The organism is Paenibacillus sp. sg306046, from assembly GCF_059821225.1.
The window spans coordinates 39,214-56,441 of the sequence record NZ_JCAMRT010000023.1 but is presented as its reverse complement, the minus strand read 5'-3'; the positions used below and the strand labels follow the sequence as shown (position 1 = coordinate 56,441).

At 51.3% G+C, this 17,228-nt stretch carries 19 protein-coding genes, 1 tRNA gene and 1 pseudogene; 11 read left to right on the top strand and 10 right to left on the bottom strand.

Annotated features, from left to right (window positions below):
• Positions 1–15 precede the first annotated feature (15 nt).
• Positions 16–789 carry a hypothetical protein gene (locus AC6ROY_RS20660; RefSeq protein WP_500102492.1) on the top strand — a complete coding sequence of 258 codons (774 nt, stop codon included), beginning with the start codon at positions 16–18 and terminating at the stop codon, positions 787–789.
• Positions 790–974: 185 nt separating this feature from the next.
• Here the strand turns inward: AC6ROY_RS20660 and AC6ROY_RS20655 are convergent, their stop codons facing one another.
• Complete coding sequence (locus AC6ROY_RS20655; protein WP_500102491.1) at positions 975–2,156, bottom strand: MFS transporter; 1,182 nt, start codon at positions 2,154–2,156, stop codon at positions 975–977.
• Between the two features lie 252 nt (positions 2,157–2,408).
• Here AC6ROY_RS20655 and AC6ROY_RS20650 point away from each other — a divergent pair, with 252 nt between their 5' ends.
• Positions 2,409–3,878 carry an aminotransferase class I/II-fold pyridoxal phosphate-dependent enzyme gene (locus tag AC6ROY_RS20650; RefSeq protein ID WP_500102490.1) on the top strand — a complete coding sequence of 490 codons (1,470 nt, stop codon included), beginning with the start codon at positions 2,409–2,411 and terminating at the stop codon, positions 3,876–3,878.
• 136 nt (positions 3,879–4,014) lie between these two features.
• Here the strand turns inward: AC6ROY_RS20650 and AC6ROY_RS20645 are convergent, their stop codons facing one another.
• The gene (locus AC6ROY_RS20645) at positions 4,015–4,863 is read right to left on the bottom strand and encodes a Cof-type HAD-IIB family hydrolase (protein ID WP_500102489.1); all 849 of its coding nucleotides are present in this window, start codon (positions 4,861–4,863) and stop codon (positions 4,015–4,017) included.
• 137 nt (positions 4,864–5,000) lie between these two features.
• On the opposite strand from AC6ROY_RS20645, the gene AC6ROY_RS20640 reads away from it, so the two are divergent.
• Complete coding sequence (locus tag AC6ROY_RS20640) at positions 5,001–5,420, top strand: DUF1885 family protein (RefSeq protein ID WP_500102488.1); 420 nt, start codon at positions 5,001–5,003, stop codon at positions 5,418–5,420.
• Positions 5,421–5,489: 69 nt separating this feature from the next.
• Here AC6ROY_RS20640 and AC6ROY_RS20635 read toward each other — a convergent pair whose 3' ends face one another.
• On the bottom strand, positions 5,490–5,786 hold the full coding sequence (locus tag AC6ROY_RS20635) for a DUF1292 domain-containing protein (RefSeq protein WP_500102487.1): 297 nt from the start codon (positions 5,784–5,786) through the stop codon (positions 5,490–5,492).
• Positions 5,787–5,884: 98 nt separating this feature from the next.
• A complete protein-coding gene (locus AC6ROY_RS20630; RefSeq protein WP_500102486.1) occupies positions 5,885–6,502 on the bottom strand; it encodes a stalk domain-containing protein in 618 nt (205 codons plus the stop codon).
• Positions 6,503–6,818: 316 nt separating this feature from the next.
• On the opposite strand from AC6ROY_RS20630, the gene AC6ROY_RS20625 reads away from it, so the two are divergent.
• From AC6ROY_RS20625 to AC6ROY_RS20615, 3 genes are all read left to right on the top strand, one after another.
• Positions 6,819–7,595, top strand: a complete 777-nt coding sequence (locus tag AC6ROY_RS20625) for an MBL fold metallo-hydrolase (RefSeq protein WP_500102485.1) — start codon at positions 6,819–6,821, stop codon at positions 7,593–7,595.
• Positions 7,596–7,652: 57 nt separating this feature from the next.
• Entirely contained in the window at positions 7,653–7,886 is a 234-nt protein-coding gene (locus AC6ROY_RS20620) for a DUF3892 domain-containing protein (RefSeq protein WP_500102484.1), read from the top strand.
• Positions 7,887–8,089: 203 nt separating this feature from the next.
• Positions 8,090–9,721 carry an ATP-binding protein gene (locus AC6ROY_RS20615; protein WP_500102483.1) on the top strand — a complete coding sequence of 544 codons (1,632 nt, stop codon included), beginning with the start codon at positions 8,090–8,092 and terminating at the stop codon, positions 9,719–9,721.
• Here AC6ROY_RS20615 and AC6ROY_RS20610 read toward each other — a convergent pair.
• Together AC6ROY_RS20610 and mobA are read right to left on the bottom strand one after the other, a co-directional pair.
• Entirely contained in the window at positions 9,687–10,187 is a 501-nt protein-coding gene (locus AC6ROY_RS20610; RefSeq protein WP_500102482.1) for a divergent PAP2 family protein, read from the bottom strand. The two genes, AC6ROY_RS20615 and AC6ROY_RS20610, sit on opposite strands and share 35 nt — an antisense overlap.
• Positions 10,188–10,228: 41 nt before the next feature.
• Complete coding sequence (mobA, locus tag AC6ROY_RS20605) at positions 10,229–10,900, bottom strand: molybdenum cofactor guanylyltransferase (RefSeq protein WP_500102481.1); 672 nt, start codon at positions 10,898–10,900, stop codon at positions 10,229–10,231.
• Between the two features lie 202 nt (positions 10,901–11,102).
• Between mobA and AC6ROY_RS20600 the strand changes: the two genes are divergently transcribed.
• Positions 11,103–11,819 carry a Crp/Fnr family transcriptional regulator gene (locus tag AC6ROY_RS20600; protein WP_500102480.1) on the top strand — a complete coding sequence of 239 codons (717 nt, stop codon included), beginning with the start codon at positions 11,103–11,105 and terminating at the stop codon, positions 11,817–11,819.
• Here AC6ROY_RS20600 and AC6ROY_RS20595 read toward each other — a convergent pair.
• Entirely contained in the window at positions 11,816–12,109 is a 294-nt protein-coding gene (locus tag AC6ROY_RS20595) for a DUF1811 family protein (RefSeq protein WP_500102479.1), read from the bottom strand. The genes AC6ROY_RS20600 and AC6ROY_RS20595 overlap by 4 nt on opposite strands.
• Positions 12,110–12,324: 215 nt before the next feature.
• On the opposite strand from AC6ROY_RS20595, the gene AC6ROY_RS20590 reads away from it, so the two are divergent.
• Together AC6ROY_RS20590 and AC6ROY_RS20585 are read left to right on the top strand one after the other, a co-directional pair.
• Positions 12,325–12,552 (top strand): hypothetical protein, encoded by a 228-nt coding sequence (locus tag AC6ROY_RS20590; RefSeq protein WP_500102478.1) that lies wholly within the window; start codon positions 12,325–12,327, stop codon positions 12,550–12,552.
• Positions 12,553–12,672: 120 nt separating this feature from the next.
• Complete coding sequence (locus tag AC6ROY_RS20585) at positions 12,673–13,122, top strand: PilZ domain-containing protein (RefSeq protein ID WP_500102477.1); 450 nt, start codon at positions 12,673–12,675, stop codon at positions 13,120–13,122.
• On the opposite strand, the gene AC6ROY_RS20580 is transcribed toward AC6ROY_RS20585, so the two are convergent.
• Positions 13,105–14,064: a hypothetical protein gene (locus AC6ROY_RS20580; RefSeq protein ID WP_500102476.1), complete on the bottom strand. Its 960-nt coding sequence runs from the start codon at positions 14,062–14,064 to the stop codon at positions 13,105–13,107. The genes AC6ROY_RS20585 and AC6ROY_RS20580 overlap by 18 nt on opposite strands.
• 61 nt (positions 14,065–14,125) lie before the next feature.
• Here AC6ROY_RS20580 and AC6ROY_RS20575 point away from each other — a divergent pair, with 61 nt between their 5' ends.
• Both AC6ROY_RS20575 and AC6ROY_RS20570 read left to right on the top strand, forming a co-directional pair.
• Positions 14,126–14,527, top strand: a complete 402-nt coding sequence (locus AC6ROY_RS20575; RefSeq protein WP_500102475.1) for a hypothetical protein — start codon at positions 14,126–14,128, stop codon at positions 14,525–14,527.
• 344 nt (positions 14,528–14,871) lie between these two features.
• Positions 14,872–14,944, top strand: a tRNA-Val gene (locus AC6ROY_RS20570).
• A 186-nt stretch (positions 14,945–15,130) separates the two neighbouring features.
• Here the strand turns inward: AC6ROY_RS20570 and AC6ROY_RS20565 are convergent.
• A complete protein-coding gene (locus tag AC6ROY_RS20565) occupies positions 15,131–15,382 on the bottom strand; it encodes a hypothetical protein (protein WP_500102474.1) in 252 nt (83 codons plus the stop codon).
• A gap of 460 nt (positions 15,383–15,842) precedes the next feature.
• Positions 15,843–16,911, bottom strand: a pseudogene (locus tag AC6ROY_RS20560) (transposase); the annotation flags it as partial.
• Between the last annotated feature and the right edge of the window lie 317 nt (positions 16,912–17,228).

Below are 17,228 nucleotides of genomic sequence, written 5' to 3'. Positions count from 1 at the left end.
AAGGATTGGGTAATGATGAAAAAGCATGCACAAGCAAGCAAGGTTATGCTCTCCACGCTGGCGCTGACGCTGCTGCTCGGCGGCGGCGCCTGGTACGGATTGAGCGCTTCGGCAAATGCCGAAGACAGCGCGGCTGTCGCGCCTTCAACGGGGACGGGCGGCTCCTCAGCAGATACGGCAAGCCCGTCAGCCGACAAAAGTCAGCACGGCAAACACATGAAGGATCAGGCAGGCCGCAAAGACCGCGGCGGCGCAAGCAAGGCGATCATCAGCGAAGCCGCTGGCATTCTTGGCCTCTCCGAAGCGGACCTGACCCAAGCGCTGCAAGACAAGACGCTGGCTGAAGTCGCCAAGGAACGCAACATCAGCGAAGCCGATCTGATCGCCAAGCTCAAGGCGCTGCGAATCGCAGAGCTCGACCAGGCCGTAGCCTCCGGCAAGCTGACGGCAGAGCGGGCGGCGGCGATGAAGGAAAAGCTGGACAATCATCTGACGTTTCTGGTCCAGCATGATCTGAAGAAGCTCGGCGCGGGGCATAGCCGCGGAGGCAAAGGACATCAGTTGCTGCCTGCCCCGGACAAGCTCGCCGCACTGCTCGGCATCACCGAAAGCGAGCTGAAAACGGAGCTGAAGGCCGGTAAATCGTTGACCGAGGTTGCCGCGGCCCATGGCATCAGCAAGGACCAGCTCGTCGCCAAAATCAAAGAAGAGCTGACGCCTGCGATCGAGAAATCGCTGGATCGCAAGGCCGTCAAGGGCCAGAAGGCCAAGCAAGCTGCCGAGCAATAATTCGGCCTGGCTCCCTGTCCACCTGTGGCTGCCAGAAAGCGGCGTCTCCGTATCGCATGCGCAACCAACCTGGCAATTGCAGCGCAATGGCTGCGCAAAAAACCTTCGGCCCCACTACAAACGTGGAGACCGAAGGTTTTTTCATGCGCGCAGCGGCAAGCTGCCTCTGCGCCTCTACGCCGCTGCTACGACACGAGCTTGCCTGCCGCTTCCGTATCCGCCCGGTCCAGGATGATGAACCGGTACAGCAGATACAAGGCCGCCAGCGACAGCAGCGAGCCGATGACAAACGGCAAGCTTTGGCTGTAGCCGTAAATGCCTGCGCCCAGCAGCGGTCCGGCGATCCGGCCCAGGCTGTCCATGGACGAGCTGAGGCCGGAGGCTACCCCCTGCCCAACCTTCGTCTTCTGCGTGATCAGAGAGGTCACACAGGGCCGGATCAGCGCGTTGCCTGCGGCGAACACGCTCAAATAAATCGAGGCCGTCAGCAGGCTGCTGGAGAACAAAATCAGGACGAAGCCAAGCGCCGACAGCACGAGGCCGATGCCAATGACACGCGACTCCTGACCGTTTTTAATGAGCCGGCGGACAACGCCGCCCTGGATCAGCGCGCCAACGATGCCGCTGACGGCAAACATCAGGCCAAGCTGCGTCGGCGTAGCCCCGATGGCGTCGCGTTCAAACAGCAGCAGCGTCGCTTCCAGACCGGCCAAGGAAAAGGAGACGAAAAAGGACAGCACGTACAAATATTTCAGCGAGCCAACAAAAGCGGCCCACCGCGACTGCTTCACCTCACGCGACCGCTGTCTGCTTTCAGGTGTCAGCGATTCCTTCAGCAGCAGCAGCGCGAACACAAACATGCCCAGCGCCAGCCCCGCCGCTGTAAAAAACGGCACCCCGTACCCGAAGCCGCTGAGCAAGCCGCCTACGGCCGGTCCGAATATAAACCCGAGTCCGATCGACATCCCGACCAGGCCCATGCCCTTCGTCCGATTTTCTTCCGATGTAATATCGGCCACATAAGCGACCGCACAGGCTGTGACCGCTCCCGAGAACAGACCGCCCAAAATACGCGATACGTACATCAGCATGAGGTTATCCCCCGCCAGGCCAAACACGTAAAAGCTGAGACTGAAGCCAAGCGTGCCGATCATAATAATCGGACGTCTACCGACCCGGTCTGACAGGCTGCCCCAAAACGGCGACATCACGAAGGAAACCAGCGAATAAACCGACAGCAACATCCCGAGGTGGAAGCCGTCGGCACCGGTGCCCGCCACAACGTCCGGAAGCACCGGGATAATAATGCCGAAGCCGATAAATACGGTCATAATCAGCACCATGATGACAAGAAGCCTTTTATCCATCCCAATCACACTGCCCTTTAAGTTTTGTTAATTTGCTCTCTACAATGTAACACATCTCATTTCGCGATGGAAATAAGCGAGCTTGACGGCAGCGACGCAATGCCCGTGAGCCATCCCCAAAGCAGCCTGCTGCAAATCTTAACATTTCGAAAGCCAAAAATCGCTTGCATCCGTGTCGCTTTTTGCTATACTCGTTATGTTTGCTTGTTTTATTCATCAACTATAACTCAGCCATGAAAGGTAGGGATAACCGTGGATCAGACGAAAACTCCCCTGTTCACCGCGTTACAAGAGCATGCTGCGCGCAATCCGGTGCAGTTTCACATTCCAGGACATAAGAAGGGTGTGGGCATGGACCCCGAATTCCGGGAGTTTATCGGCGAAAACGCGCTGTCCATCGACCTGATCAATATAGCGCCGCTCGATGATCTCCATCAGCCGACCGGTGTCATCGAGCAGTCGCAGCAGCTTGCAGCCGAAGCCTTCGGCGCGGATCACACCTTTTTCTCCGTACAAGGAACAAGCGGCGCGATCATGACCATGATTTTGACCGTTTGCTCCGAGGGGGATAAAATCATCGTGCCCCGCAACGTGCATAAATCCATCATGTCGGCCATTATTTTCGCGGGAGCGAAGCCGGTGTTTCTGAAGCCGGTTCGCGATGAAAATTTGGGCATCGACCACGGCGTCACCACCTCCTCGGTCAAACGCGCTCTGGAGCGTCATCCGGACGCCAAGGCCGTGCTTGTGATCAATCCGACCTACTACGGCGTCTGCGCCAACCTGAAGGAAATTGTCGATATTGTCCACAGCTACAACATTCCGGTGCTGGTGGACGAAGCGCATGGCGTGCTCATTCATTTCAATGAAAAGCTGCCGATGTCAGCGATGCAAGCAGGCGCGGATATGGCGGCAACCAGTGTCCACAAGCTTGGCGGCTCCATGACGCAAAGCTCTGTTCTGAACATCCGGGAGGGCCGGGTTAACGTGCGTCGTGCGAAAACGATCATCAGTATGCTGACGACGACGTCCACGTCCTACATTTTGCTTGCTTCGCTGGACTGCGCCCGCCGCAACCTGGCGCTGAACGGACAAGCGATCGCTGAGCGGGCCATTGAGCTGGCGGAGTTCGCCCGGCGGGAAATCAACGCGATTCCAGGACTCTCCTGCTTCGGACGCGAGATTTTAGGCAGCGAGGCGACGTATGACTGTGACCCGACCAAGGTTAACATTCATGTGCGCCACCTCGGCATCACGGGCTACGACGCCGAAAACTGGCTTCGCGAGCACTACAACATCGAAGTAGAGCTTAGCGATATGTACAACATTTTGTGCCTGGTTACGCCTGGCGATACACGCGACAACATTGACGTACTGCTGACTGCGCTGCGGCGGCTGTCCGAGGAAAATTACACGATCCGGCCCGCCAATGAGCTGATCATCAAAATTCCGAAAATTCCGCAGCTGACACTTTCGCCTCGCGACGCGTTTTATGGCGATACCGAGCTGATCGCGTTTAAAGAGTCGGCCGACCGGATTATTGCCGAATTTATTTATGTTTACCCGCCGGGCATCCCGATTTTGCTTCCTGGCGAAGTCATTTCGCAGGATTTGATCGACTACATTACCGAGCATATCGAGGTAGGCTTGCCGGTCAAGGGACCTGAGGACCGCAGCATCGAATACGTCAAGGTCATTGTCGAGACGCCTGCTATTTTCTAGACACGCCGCCGACTGCCGACGCCTGTCCGAACAAAAGCCGTTTGCCCCATCCGGGCAAGCGGCTTTTGTGTGTTATAATCATCAGGTAGCGCATGGGCAGAGCGTAAACTGCGCCTTGCACCTGGAACGCAGACGTCTACATACTGCCTGCCAAAATACGCTGCTCCAGCCAGTCAATGACATCCGCGACTGCGTGCTCCGTATGCGGCTTGCATACATGATCAGCCGCCTCCAGCAGCAGCGGGTGCGCATTGCCGACCGCTACGCCGGCCCCGGCGCGCCGGATCATCTCCAGATCGTTCAGATGGTCGCCCATCGCGACGCATTTGCCGATCTCCATCCCGAGACGAAGCAGCAGCTGCTCCAGCGCGTCCCCTTTTGTAGCGCCCTGAGGCAGCATCTCGAAGTACCGGTCATCGGAGCGTACCCATTCGATGCCTTGCCCGGCAGTCAGCCGCACCATCCCCTCGCAAGCAAGGTCCAGACGCTCCGGCTCCCAAGCGAACAAAATTTTCAACCAGCTGGCCGGAACCTCCTCCACCGTCTCTACCGCCTGCAGCGGGAAATGCTCGATCTGGCGATGCCGCTCCGTCAAGTCGTTGTCTCGGATCGTATACGGGTAAGGCTCCCCCTGGACATAAATTTCCACGCCAATTTCCGGGTAAGCGTCCATCACCCGATGCAGCGCCTCTATGCTCGTCTGCGGCAGCACCGTCTCATGAATCGGCCGCTCTGCTGCATAGTCGTAAATAACAGCTCCGTTGTACAAGATGGCTGGCGCATTCACCGGCAGTTGACGTACGAACTGCCCGGCCGGGCCAACGATCCGCCCTGTCGCAATCGTAAACCGTCCGCCTTCGCGGACAAACCGCTCAATAGCGGCCAAATTTTCCGGGCTGATTTCCTTCTCCTTATTCAGCAGCGTTCCATCCATATCCGTCACTAGCACATACCCGTCAAAAGTCAGCTTTGCGTCTCTCTCCATTTGTCCATCCTTCTCTCTCTCCGGCAAGCTCCGAATGCGCTTGCAAGTGTTGTATTTGTGAAGTCATAGTGCTATGATGTTCATGATGCAAGCACAGGAACAACGTTCCAGTCCGTAAATAGGCAGGTGTATGGGTCATGGCGCAAAGCGCATATATCAAACTCGTTGAAGGCTCGGCCTTCTCCTCCTTAAGCTTGGACGAGCTACGGCAGCAATTGGAGCATTACCGTGAACAGCTCGCGAAAACCGGTACCCAGCTAGGCTGGGAGTATGACGACGCCGGATTTCCTTACACCATCGAGACCAAACCCGAAGCGGAAGGCAAGTGGTTTTACCTGAAAGGCACCAGCCCGCTGTACAAATACATCGTGATGGGCGTCGGCTCCGAGACGGTGAACGACAAAGAACGGCATTTCATTCAGCTCGTCTTGCCGGACGACAGCACACACGGCGACAAGTCCAAAGGGAACGAGTTCAGCAAGTACCTGGGCAAGCTCTGGAAAGCGGAGCTCCATTTGTTTAACGGCCGCATCATGTACTTCAATCCACGCAAATAAAATGAAACGATCGGCCGCATCTGAAAAACCCTTCTTGCCCGCAGCAAGAAGGGTTTTATCGTGACAGGCTTATTGCTCCTGTTCCTGCTCTTCAATGATCTCATTGTAGATCGCAACAACGCGATCCCATTCTTGCTCGTCTTCGATGCTGGCCAGAAAAGCTTCGCCATCCTCTTCTTCGATGCGGAATATGACACCGTCAGCTTCCATATCATTACGATCGAGAAGCACGGCATAAGCGCGTTCGCTAGCTTCAAACGTGTACACCATCACCATCTCATGTTCCACACCGTCTTGATCCGTCACGATAAAAATTTCTTCCTCGTGATCATGATCGCAGGAAGCGTCATGAATGTGATCGCTCATGGAAAACCCTCTTTTCATCTTATAAAGTAATTACTCCATCGTATCGTACCATGCATCCCGATTCCAAGTCAATGAATCAGACCGACGCGCTTCATGCATCAGTCTGACAAAATAGACTTCTCGGAAACGACGACATAATCGCTGTCCGCCGTTGGCTTGATCGCGAAGCGCACCTTATAAGCGCCGGATTCGTTGAAGGTCACGCCGTTAAACGGCCATGTGTACCAGAAGCTGCTTTTGGACCCGTCCACAATTTCTTCCTTGGCGTCGACCTGGGCGCCGCTTGGCGATATGATCGCAATGCGGAAGGAGTACATCGACGTCTTCAACTCATCAACTTGCGCGAACACGGCAAAATTGAGCTGATCCCCTTTTTTCACTCCGCCAAACGGCTTCTGGATCGAATAATCAGCGCCTACCGATTTCGCCACCACCATATGGACATTCGGCTTATACACCGAGACCGTTTTGCTGCTGTTATCCCATTTGACAATAGATTGCAGCGTTTCAGACAATATACGGGCAGGCACTACAGCGCTCCCCTTGACAAGAAAACCGGGCACCTCATCCGAGCCAAAAGCTCTCTCCTGGTCATTGACAAGAAGTCTTACTTTCGCAAAGCCTTCAAAATCACCCAAAGCGGAGCTGGCCAGAGCGCCGGTTGTACCAAATAAGGAAAGCGAGAGCATTATCGTCAGCAATCGCGGTACTTTCATTTGCAAGCAACCTCCATCATCTTTTCGCGTTTGCTAAATTATACTCGGGCCCCGTCCAAGAGTTGCGGAGGTTTTGCAAACTTATCAAATTTTTTCGCCGCGCTTTACCCATATATTGTGTGTGTAAGCGCTTCTATTTTACTGAAATACAAAATATGGAGATGATACGCTGCGCTTGTCGAATTTTACCCACTTATAGCGCCTTGGAGCGCATTTTAAATTTTTTAACCAAAATGTGACATTCCCCGCTTGAATCAACGTGCGTTGCCATGATAGATTATTAAGGTATCGCCAAACGCTGAGTGGGGGTAAGCTTGTGAGCCTGCAACTTCAAATGATCGGCACAGGAAGCGCATTCGCTAAATCCTTCTATAATAATAATGCTTTGCTTCGTCTTAACGGCTTCACCCTGTTAATAGATTGCGGCTTTACAGCCTCGCGCGCCCTGCTGGAGCTTGGGCTGCCGATCGACGCGATCGACGGCATTTTAATCACACATATTCATGCTGACCATGTAGGCGGGCTTGAGGAATTTGCTTTTCAGAATATGTATAATTTCAAACGGCGCATTCCGCTGTTCCTGCCGCATACGTTTGCCCGCGAGCTTTGGGAGCATTCCTTGCGCGGCGGCCTTGAAAACAACGCGGAGGGCATTTCCGAGCTGAGCGATTATTTCGAGGTCATCTTGATCGGCGAGCAGTCGCCTGTCTGTGTGCATCCTGACCTGACGATCCGCTTGCTGCCCAGCGTTCATATTCAAGGGAAATCCAGTTATTCGCTGCTGTTAAACGATTTCGTTTTCTACAGCTCTGATTCCGTGTTCAACCGGGACTTGCTGTTGAAGCTGCATGCGGACGGCTGTAGACATTTCCTGCATGACTGCCAGCTGCAGTCTCCCGGCTTCGTCCATGCAAGTCTGGACGAGCTGCTGACGCTACCCCGAGAGCTGCAGGAGCAGACGCTGCTGATGCATTATTCCGACCGTATGCCGGATTACATCGGACAGACGGGGTCGATGTCCTTTATCGAGCAAGGCCGGCTCTACACGTTGGCCGCCGAACCGGCTCGCTCTTCCTCCAGCATCAACGACTAGCGGATAAAATCAGGCTGAATCGCACATCCTAGCTCTAGTAAGGAGGCGATCAAGAAGATGAGTCAACCGCAAGATCATGTTATAGCCGTGCGCAAAAACGGCGATGGCGACATTGTTGAGCTTAAATTATCGTCAGGGCTTGTCGTCGATTATATCGAAGCCCAGCAGCTCGCCAAAAACGGACAAATCGCGGGAGTGAATGTGTTCCGCGGACGAGACGGGGATGAGCACCTCCGTTCCAATGCAGACGGCAATCCGGCCAATAATCTGGATAATTTGCCTGGCTTCTAGCATTTTCAGGCAAAGATGAACCGAAGACACCCTGGCTGAACGTTCAATAGCCGGGGTTATTTGGCGTCATGACAACCCAAATTATTGAAAATTATTAAATTTCATCTATTCGGCCGGCACACAAGCAGGATTTCATCGCGCAGCACAGAATTTCATTACCATATGAATAAAATTTTCAAGGCAATAGGAGTTGTAGTTCTGTCATGAAAGGTCCCTTTATCTTCCTGATTTACTCTGCTCTTGTCTGCATTTGGTCCATGCTGCATCAAAAATCGCTTCATGCTTGGCTGCTAATCGCCGTTGCGTTGCTGTACATGGCAAGCTTGTTTCTGCCGCGTTCCCTTCGTTCCCAGCTTGTTCAACTTACCCTGCTCGCATTTTTTCATGCCGTAAGCGCTTCCTCCTGGTGCTTGCCTTTGTATTTGCTCCATATGATCCAAATTAGCCGGGGCCATTCCAGGCTGGCAGCATCCGTCATCTGGAATGTTTGCCTGTCGTTGACCTATATGGCTGTTTCCTTCAGCTACTTGCCCTTCGACCTGTCCTCACTGGGAAACACGCTGTTCGGTGCGCTTAGCTGCTTTACGCTGTCGCTGCTGTTCGGCAAGCTGATCAAGGACATGGAGCGGCAGCAGCTGTTGCTTGTAAACGAAAAAAAACATCTCAGCACCCATGATCCGCTCACCGGGCTGTATAATTTTCAGGAGTTTCATCGGCAAATGGAGCTGATTGTCACGCAACGTCAGCCGGTGCTGCTTGTATTGGCCGACTGTAAAGATTTGAAATCGTTAAATACGGCCAATGGCTTCCAGGGCGGCAATGATATGCTGAAGCAATCGGCCCAGCTTCTGCGTATTATGTTTCCAGAGAGCATCCTGATCAGCCGGTACGGCGGAGACGAATTTGCCATTGTGATCGAGTTTCAGGATAACAAGCAAGCAACTAGCACGATTACCCAACTGCTGGCTTCCGAATTTCCTAAGCTTACCGGCATCGAAATCAATTATGGCATCGCCTGCTTCCCCCATGATGGACGAACCAAGGACGATTTGATGTCTACAGCTGAACATCGGTTGTATACGATGAAACGGGATAGCTGGCTAAAGCGCGAGGAGCATATGCTGCGCAGCGAGAAGCTTCGTGTAGTCGGAGAGCTGGCCTCCGGCATGGCACATGAAATCCGCAATCCGCTGACGACCGTGAAGGGCTTCCTGCAAATATCGAAGTCGGGGAATTATAACATTGAACCGTGGTACGAGCTGATTATGGATGAAATTAACCGGATGAGCATGCTGACAGCCGAGTTTCTGCAATTTTCCAAACCGCACATGACCCAATACCGGGTGCAGTCTATCCATAGCTGCATTCAACGTGTCATTTCCTTGCTTGAATCGGAAACAACACGGCTTGGACATCATATTTATTTTGTCCCTTACGAAGAAGATGTTTTAATTCGAATGGATCAAGACAAGATGCTGCAGCTGCTGTTGAACCTATCCAAAAATGCGCTGGAGGCGATGCCTGAGCAAGGCGCCATTCATATCCGGGTTTATGTCCAAAACGACAAGGCTGTGCTGGAAATCGCGGACACAGGCGCCGGGATATCCGAGACCGACCTTGAGAAAATTTTCATCCCGTTTTATACGACAAAAGCTTCAGGCACCGGCCTCGGACTTTCCATTTGCCATAAAATTGTGCAGGATCACGAAGGGCTGATGGAGGTCGAAAGCTTTGTCGGCACGGGTACGACCTTCACCATTACATTGCCTGTCGTTCGACTGCAGGACCAGCCGGAGCCAATCATCGCGGGAGAAAGCGCCCGGACCAGCCTGTAAGCCGCCAGGCTGCCGGCTCCGTCACGTAGCTGAGCCAGCCGATCGTCAAGCCGAGCAAAGCGCCGCCCAGCACCTCGACCGGCATATGGCCGAGCCGCTCCTCCAGCAGCTTTCCCCGGCTTGCATGGCGATGCTCAGGATGGTCGCGGACCAGCTCGCTGACGGTCGCTTCCAGTTCATTCACCTCGCTGGCAATTTGTCCGGCATGGTAGCGAATTCCCATCGCATCATACATCACGATTAAGCCAAGCAGCGATGCGATAGCAAACGTATCGGAGCGAAAGCCGTGCTTCAGCCCGATATAGGAGGCCAGTGACACGACGCCAGCCGCGTGCGAGCTGGGCATGCCTCCTGTCGCCGTCAAATCCGGCAAGCCGACCTCATCGCGCTTCTCCAGCTTCGCTGCAATCTTCAATAATTGAGCCGCTCCAATACTGGTCAGGGACGTCCATAACGCCCGGTTCATACGCATCACCTCATGCTTAGCATCAACCGGGCTTATCCAATCTATTCGAGCCATAGCTCCTTGCCCCGCTGCCAATAATTATGAAGCGGAGCCTGAATGGACGGGCATAACTGAAGCGCTTGCTCATAATGAGCTTCTGACTTGATTCGCAGTGAGAAGGCACCATTTTCCGCATGCATATCCGGTCCCTTCATCCGCTCCACCGGCACGATCTGGTACGCGATGCGCTCCAGGAAAACGTCCCAGCGCTGCTCAAATGGACTGGACTCAACGATCTCGCCGAGTCTGTCTATGCAGGATTGCCGATAAATGCCGTGCAGCGGGAACGGCGACTTTCGAACCTCGGGCATTGCGGCGTCCTCCTGAAACAACAGCACATGCTCCCATAGCAGCCGCGCCGCCTCTGCGGATACAAAAGGCATTGCATTGCCCGTCACCCACAAATAAGCGTGCCGTGACAAGGCCAGCGCGGCATGCAAGCCGCCAAGCGGTCCACGGTTCGGAAAAAAATCGGTAATAATCCGTACCGTACGCGGAACATGCTCCAGATAAAGCCGCGGCTCCTCCGTTACAATAATGATCTCTCCGCACAGCTTGCCCATTTCCCCAATCTGGCGTTCCAGCACCGTCTCTGAGGCGAGCGGCAACAAATCCGCGGAAGTACCGCGAATCGTCCGTTTCGTGCCTCCCGCCAAAATAACTCCGGTCAGCATCCGTACTCACTTCCTCCGTCAAAGGTGAACTCTAGCCCCAACTATACACCTTCCTGCCACATTTGCATGTTAGTTAGATCACACTTGCCGGCCGTTCAACGCCGCTTGTGATTTGCATCACATCGCATGACGCTCTGATCCGGTATGGTAGAAGGAACAAATCACAGACAAAGACTCGCAAATCGGGCAGGAGGAACCAATCATGCGACATAGCGAGCAGCCTGAGCTGCATGTTTCCAATACAGAATGCTTCTCGGAAACGAATTTGCTCAAAATTCAGGATATCATGTACGAGTTGAAAGCCGAAGCAGGGAGCCATTTGTTCTGGGAGGGCGATCCGGCCGATCGGCTCTATTTCTTGAAGCAGGGCCGGATTCGGATGACAAAAAGCAATGATGAGGGTAAAAATTACATTTTATATATTTATAACAAAGGCGATTTGTTCGGTCAGGTCGATCCGTTTCAAAATTCGGTAAACAGCTTCAATGCCGAGGTGACCGAGGACAGCACGATCGGTGTCATTCAACAGAAGGACCTTGAGGTGCTGCTGTGGCAGCATGGCGATCTGGCTGTTGAATTTATGAAATGGATGGGCTTGATGCACCGGATGACCCAGACGAAATTCCGCGATTTGATGATGTTCGGCAAGCCGGGCGCGCTCTGCTCCACCCTGATCCGGCTCTGCCACACATATGGCAAGGAGCAGCAGGGCGAAATTTTAATTACAAAAAAATTCACTAACAGCGAGCTGGCCGACATGATCGGCGCAACCCGCGAAAGCGTGAACCGCATGCTGGCGGATCTGAAAAAATCCGGCATTTTGTCGATGCATAACAACCTCATTCTGATTCACAAGCTGGAGGAGCTGCGTACGATCTGCCAATGTGAAAACTGCCCGAAGGACATGTGCCGTATTTAGAAGCGAGTCAGCATCGAGATCGGAAAGCTTGCCTCCGGATCATCCCCCAGCCGTCCCCAGGCCATGATACCGTTCAAATATTCGACCTCGAATGGAAGCTGAACGCCATCAACCTTATACAAGCCTGGCCCGAACTCAGCAGGGTCGAGCAAATAAGCTTGCGCCGTATACAGCTTACGCTCGGCCACTGCCCGCTGGCTGGCAAATCCGGCCTGCTCCAGCTCCGCGCGCGCTTGACGAACCTCCTGCTCCAGCTCTGCTTTGTTCATGACGCCATACCGTTTCTTCATGTGAACCCGTCCCCTTCTGCTATGCCGTATTTTTGCCCAATCCGATCCATCTAAAGTCCTGCCGAAAGTCTAGTATAAACCACATAGCTAGTGTCGAATTGCCGTTTTTTTACGCGCTAGATATGTCACCTTATGTAACATTTTTTTGGTCGAAATTAACAGAGAAGAGTGCTATACTTGACTTATCCGATTCATTATAAGGAGGTATATCCACAATGACTACGGAACTTCTCTTTCAGAACAAGAAAATACCTGTCAGCTTCATCTCCAGCGATCAGAAAGCGATTCCCCAGTTAATTAACGTGCTTGAACGAAACTCTTCCTTGACTACCGCAGCCGTTCCGTCCGAACTTCAAGTGATCGACCGCATCGAAATTATTGGCAACAACGCCGTCTTGCATAGCAAGGATACCGACATCTGCATCGAGCTTCCGCTTTACTAGGCCTGAATTCCTGAATTGTTAAGTGAAAATAAGGACAAAGATTGCTATCAGCGCGTAAGTAGGCTATAGTTAGTCATGTACTAATATTTTCCTAACAATTACGGATGCGAGGTTTGTTCGATGAGCCAGCAAACTAATAAACGAAGCTTTTTCCGACTTCACTTGCCCCAATTGCTAGGTGCCGAGCTTAAAATTATCGGTACGGATTGGGTAGACACAACTGTCAAACTGCATAAAGCCGCCATTATCGACCTGAGTGCGGGAGGCGCACGTTTTTATACGCAAGCTCCACTTCCGGAGCAGCTCGGATTACTTGCTGAGCTCAAATTCAATTGCCTGGGCAAGGAGCTGCGGCCGTATGGCGTCATCGTTCGCGCTTGCCAACCGGAACCGGGCCACTTCGAGTACAGCCTGCAATTTTCGCTGGATGATATCGACACTTCGGAGCTGGCCGGCACGCTTAACCAATTTGCAATTCGTTTGCGCAAGGTGACGCCGATGCCTAGCTGCAGCTTCCTGACGGCAGAGGAAGAGATGGACTTCCGCCCGCTCTCAGCGTGCCTTGCCTGATAACCCGACACTAAGATAACGTTTTCCCGAATCCGCTTGCCCGATCCAGCTTCTGAACTGCTGCTGATCGGGCTTTATTTTGTCATACAAGTCCTTTAATCCGACAACCGCAGCCTCCATCCCGTATTTGCCAAATACCTCGAATAAAAAGCGGGTCCGTTCTTCATCCGTCTTGTGTTCATAAAGCTCATCCGCAATCCAGCCGTGTTCTTCATTCAGCACAATCATATCCGTCCACACCGTAATCCGGCCATCCGGCTTCAGCAAGGACAACAGCAGCTTATTGTAGTTGCCTATCAGCGCATTGCGCAAATAAACCAGCGCATCGAGGATGTTGCGAACCTCTCCTTCGGTGAACCGGGACATGTGCGGATGAAATTGCAAAAGCGCATCCGGATAAAACAAAGGCGTATGCACCCCGGAGGACATAACGAACGAAAACGTCTTTTTCAAATGCGGCACCGCTTCATAGCGCTTGACCTGGAATACCGCATCCCGGATAAAAGCCGCAAGCTCCGCAGCCGACGCCTCACGCAGCAGCAGTTCCTCGAACTCTTCATAAAACGACAGCTGATCGAGGCACGTATAATCCACGCGTGTAAGCGAACGCAAGCGCTGCTGGGCAATACCTCCTACCGATTCCAGCCATTCTTCCAGCATATTGTCTTCGGTATCCAATACGGTCACCTGCTGGAAATGCTTGGCCAGCTCCGGCAAATCGACATCCCCATGATTGCCTGCTCCCAGTACAACCGCTTTCTCCGGCTGCGGCAGCAGCGCAAGCGAATCATGCACAAGCCTCCGCACATGATACCGATGAGTTCCGAATTCATGCTCTCCCCAATCCAGCTCCTCCTCCGGCTGCGGCATCAGCTCCTGCGCCTCTGGCTGCGTCGACAGCTGCGGCTGGGACTGCTGGAATTTCCATTGCCAATCCTTCATCACAAGTCCTCCATCCCATCATCCATATAAGTTCTGGAGCTATTATAGCATACCGGGCAGCATGAAACCTACGGCGCACTGCAAGCCGTTCATTGCGAATATTTCTTTATTGAAACATAACACGATACGGAACCGTATGATAAATGAAGGAGCTGATGACCATGCTTTTCTTTTATTTTGCCTTTATGGCAATCGCGGTTTTAAATATTATATTTCCCAAGTTTGGCTGGTATCTCCGATATGGCTGGATGGTCAAGGGAGAATCGGAGCCCAGCGACGCATTTATATGGATGAGCCGGATCAGCAGCATCATTGTGCTCGTTGTTTTTCTGGTTACGTTGGCTGGAGGGTTTTTGGGGTGAGTGCGGCAGAGCCGGGGCACTACGATGAACATGGAAATCACATGGATTATGAGCACCCACATTGGGGGGGCTTCACGGTCACCATTCCTAAAGCATACTAACAAGGACCGCTCACACTGTGATATGCTTCCCTTTAAGTAGACAGGTTTAATAAATAAACCGACTACTTGGAGGGGAGTCTTCCATTTGAAGAAAATGGATGAATATATAGGAAAAACATGATTACCTTTGTGACTGAGTCATCCGGGCTTTCTATCCTATTCCGATGAGCAATTTTCGCTGCCCCTCTCTGCGCTAGTCAATTTGATTGTCTCCTGTCCCATAGGGACATTATCTCAGAACAGTTATGGAATGACATTATCACAGAACAACGACAAAATGATTGTAATGTATTGACAAGGTATAGCTTTCTTGTTATTATATGAAATACATTAATACTTATCTTGACTTGTTAGCTCAGCTGGGAGAGCACCATCTTGACAGGGTGGGGGTCAGTGGTTCGAGCCCACTACAGGTCATACAGAAAAAACCTTGAGGAATCAAGGGTTTTTCTTTTTTTAGAGGTTTCTTTCAGCTCAAATACAAGCTGCGTTCAGTCCCGTGGTCAAGAATTGGTCAAGATTGCTTTTTCAGCATATAAAAGGTCATTTTCTGCTCATACGCATCCAATAAAGAAGCTTACTCCTAATGCTGAGTGAGCTTCTTTATAATTTTCTTTTAAAATCGCGAATATAAGAGTCCGTTTCAATCGATTTGATGGAGAGCATTTCCAAGATACGATCTTGCCTTTCTTGGCCTTCAATCAGTTCTTTGAAGTTTTCTTTGATCTGTTGAATGTTTCTTTCCACGCTTTCTGATTTTTCTTCTAATGATCTTACGCGGCCGTTCATTTCTCCTACCAGCTTAATTAAAGTTCCGAGCATTTCTTCCATCCGATTCAATTGATTGTTTTCCATAGAATCACAACCTTTACTTTGATAATTAATTATACCACATCGTTATGGACAAACATACCTCATCTACCGAATAGCAGCTTACCGAAATTACTCGCTGTTTCCTTCTGCATGCTGGAAAGCAAATAACTATAAGTATCGAGAGCCAGTCTTACTGTAGCATGGCCCAGCCGTTCGGAAACAATCTTGGGATTGTCACCTTGAAGTAGAAGTAAGGTAGCGAGTATGTCTCATGGAATGGAATTTGATTTTCTTAACTCCGGCTAAATACACGACGTATATTGCTCTTGTTCGTTGGTGTCCCATTTACTGTACAAACCACTCCTGGCTCTGCTTCCCTTTTTTCTTTATCAATAATTCGTTTATGTTTGGCTAAGCGATTAATCGTTTCTTCCGGCAAATTAATGGATCGGGTGCCAGCTCTTGTTTTTGTATAAGGCAACAACCCTTTTCCGTCACTGCTGAGAGATTGAGTAATTCTGATACAATGATTCACGAAATTGACGTAATCAAATAATTCTAATTCTAGCTGATGAAGGCTCTGGAAGGTCATCTGCTTCACAAACTCTGTTTTCATAATCTTATAGGTAGCTTCAGCCACAGCGTTGTCGTACGGACAGCTTTTCATACTTAGTGATCGACCGATTTCAAACGTCTCCAGGAGCTCGTCCATCTTCTGATTTTTGAACTCGCTACCACAGTCGGTATGAAACCACTGAATCTGTTGTAGATCACTCTTAACGGTCGCGAAGGCACGAGTAAATAGAGCAGCGTCCTTGTTCGGACCTGCACTCTGGTCAATGATTTCTCGATTAAACAGAGCCACCAGCACACAAATGTAATGCCATCGGTTCTGGACTTTCACATACGTCAAATCACTGACGACGAAGCGTTTAGCTTCCGTTTGATCAAACTCTCTCTTCAGAACATTGGCCGTCGTCGCTTCGTTACAGGACGATTTCTGGGGCTTATATTGTGCCACCGTGTAAGTGGAAACGAGCCCTTTCTCTTTCATGATGCGGCTAATGCGGCGTCTAGAGACGATGAATCCGCGCTCGTGAAGCTTCGCTTTAATCTTGCGTGTGCCGTAGGCTTTTCGATTCTTGAAAAGATATCCATAATAGCTTCCGTGACTTCATCTTCAGCGGCTCGTTCTTGGCCTTCGTAATAAAATGTACTTCTCGAGATTTGCAGGACGAAAGCACATTGCTGATACCGAGTATTATCACGTTTTTTTTGGATGATAGCTACTTTCGTCCCATGATCAGCGCGGCTTGCTTTAAACTATCCATCTCCATCTTCAGACGCTGATTCTCTTTTCGTAAAGCAATCAGCTCCTCTTCTTCTGACGAGCGATTGTCCTTCTCCTTGAAGGAGCCCGTTGTCTGAGCTTGGCTGATCCAGCGGTCTAAAGCAGAAGCTGTGAGGTCATATTCCTCCACAATCGCTGCTCTGGTCTTGCCATTTTTATAGAGCTGCACCATCTGCTTTTTGAATTCGGTTGTAAACGTGCGTCTTTGCTTTTTAGGCATTGTAGAGATCCGCTCCTTAGCATGATAGGTTTATTCTACAAGCCCTTATTTTTTTCTGTCCAACTTAGTGTAGACGATCCAGTATCCACCTTTCGAGATAAACTGCTTTCGTTGTCTTTTCACATACACGTTAGAAAATCATTCCCCCAAGTTCTTTAGCTCCTCCCCCTACAAGCCTGTAACAATATGCAAAAATTGATCTAAAAAGGCATCTAACACTGCCGCCAACATAAAACCACCTCCAAAGTTGTCCCTACATCTTATGATGTAGCAGGACTCCTTTGAAGGTGGTTTAATTTGTCTGACGTGAGGACGTC

Coding starts and splice junctions, on each gene's coding strand:
- AC6ROY_RS20575 (WP_500102475.1), top strand. CDS start 14,126: ATGAAACCTACGGCGCACTGCAAGCCGTTCATTGCGAATATTTCTTTA.
- AC6ROY_RS20640 (WP_500102488.1), top strand. CDS start 5,001: ATGGCGCAAAGCGCATATATCAAACTCGTTGAAGGCTCGGCCTTCTCC.
- AC6ROY_RS20660 (WP_500102492.1), top strand. CDS start 16: ATGAAAAAGCATGCACAAGCAAGCAAGGTTATGCTCTCCACGCTGGCG.
- AC6ROY_RS20645 (WP_500102489.1), bottom strand. CDS start 4,863: ATGGAGAGAGACGCAAAGCTGACTTTTGACGGGTATGTGCTAGTGACG.
- AC6ROY_RS20580 (WP_500102476.1), bottom strand. CDS start 14,064: ATGAAGGATTGGCAATGGAAATTCCAGCAGTCCCAGCCGCAGCTGTCG.
- AC6ROY_RS20630 (WP_500102486.1), bottom strand. CDS start 6,502: ATGAAAGTACCGCGATTGCTGACGATAATGCTCTCGCTTTCCTTATTT.
- AC6ROY_RS20655 (WP_500102491.1), bottom strand. CDS start 2,156: ATGGATAAAAGGCTTCTTGTCATCATGGTGCTGATTATGACCGTATTT.
- AC6ROY_RS20635 (WP_500102487.1), bottom strand. CDS start 5,786: ATGAGCGATCACATTCATGACGCTTCCTGCGATCATGATCACGAGGAA.
- AC6ROY_RS20595 (WP_500102479.1), bottom strand. CDS start 12,109: ATGAAGAAACGGTATGGCGTCATGAACAAAGCAGAGCTGGAGCAGGAG.
- mobA (WP_500102481.1), bottom strand. CDS start 10,900: ATGCTGACCGGAGTTATTTTGGCGGGAGGCACGAAACGGACGATTCGC.
- AC6ROY_RS20600 (WP_500102480.1), top strand. CDS start 11,103: ATGCGACATAGCGAGCAGCCTGAGCTGCATGTTTCCAATACAGAATGC.
- AC6ROY_RS20620 (WP_500102484.1), top strand. CDS start 7,653: ATGAGTCAACCGCAAGATCATGTTATAGCCGTGCGCAAAAACGGCGAT.
- AC6ROY_RS20610 (WP_500102482.1), bottom strand. CDS start 10,187: ATGAACCGGGCGTTATGGACGTCCCTGACCAGTATTGGAGCGGCTCAA.
- AC6ROY_RS20615 (WP_500102483.1), top strand. CDS start 8,090: ATGAAAGGTCCCTTTATCTTCCTGATTTACTCTGCTCTTGTCTGCATT.
- AC6ROY_RS20585 (WP_500102477.1), top strand. CDS start 12,673: ATGAGCCAGCAAACTAATAAACGAAGCTTTTTCCGACTTCACTTGCCC.
- AC6ROY_RS20565 (WP_500102474.1), bottom strand. CDS start 15,382: ATGGAAAACAATCAATTGAATCGGATGGAAGAAATGCTCGGAACTTTA.
- AC6ROY_RS20590 (WP_500102478.1), top strand. CDS start 12,325: ATGACTACGGAACTTCTCTTTCAGAACAAGAAAATACCTGTCAGCTTC.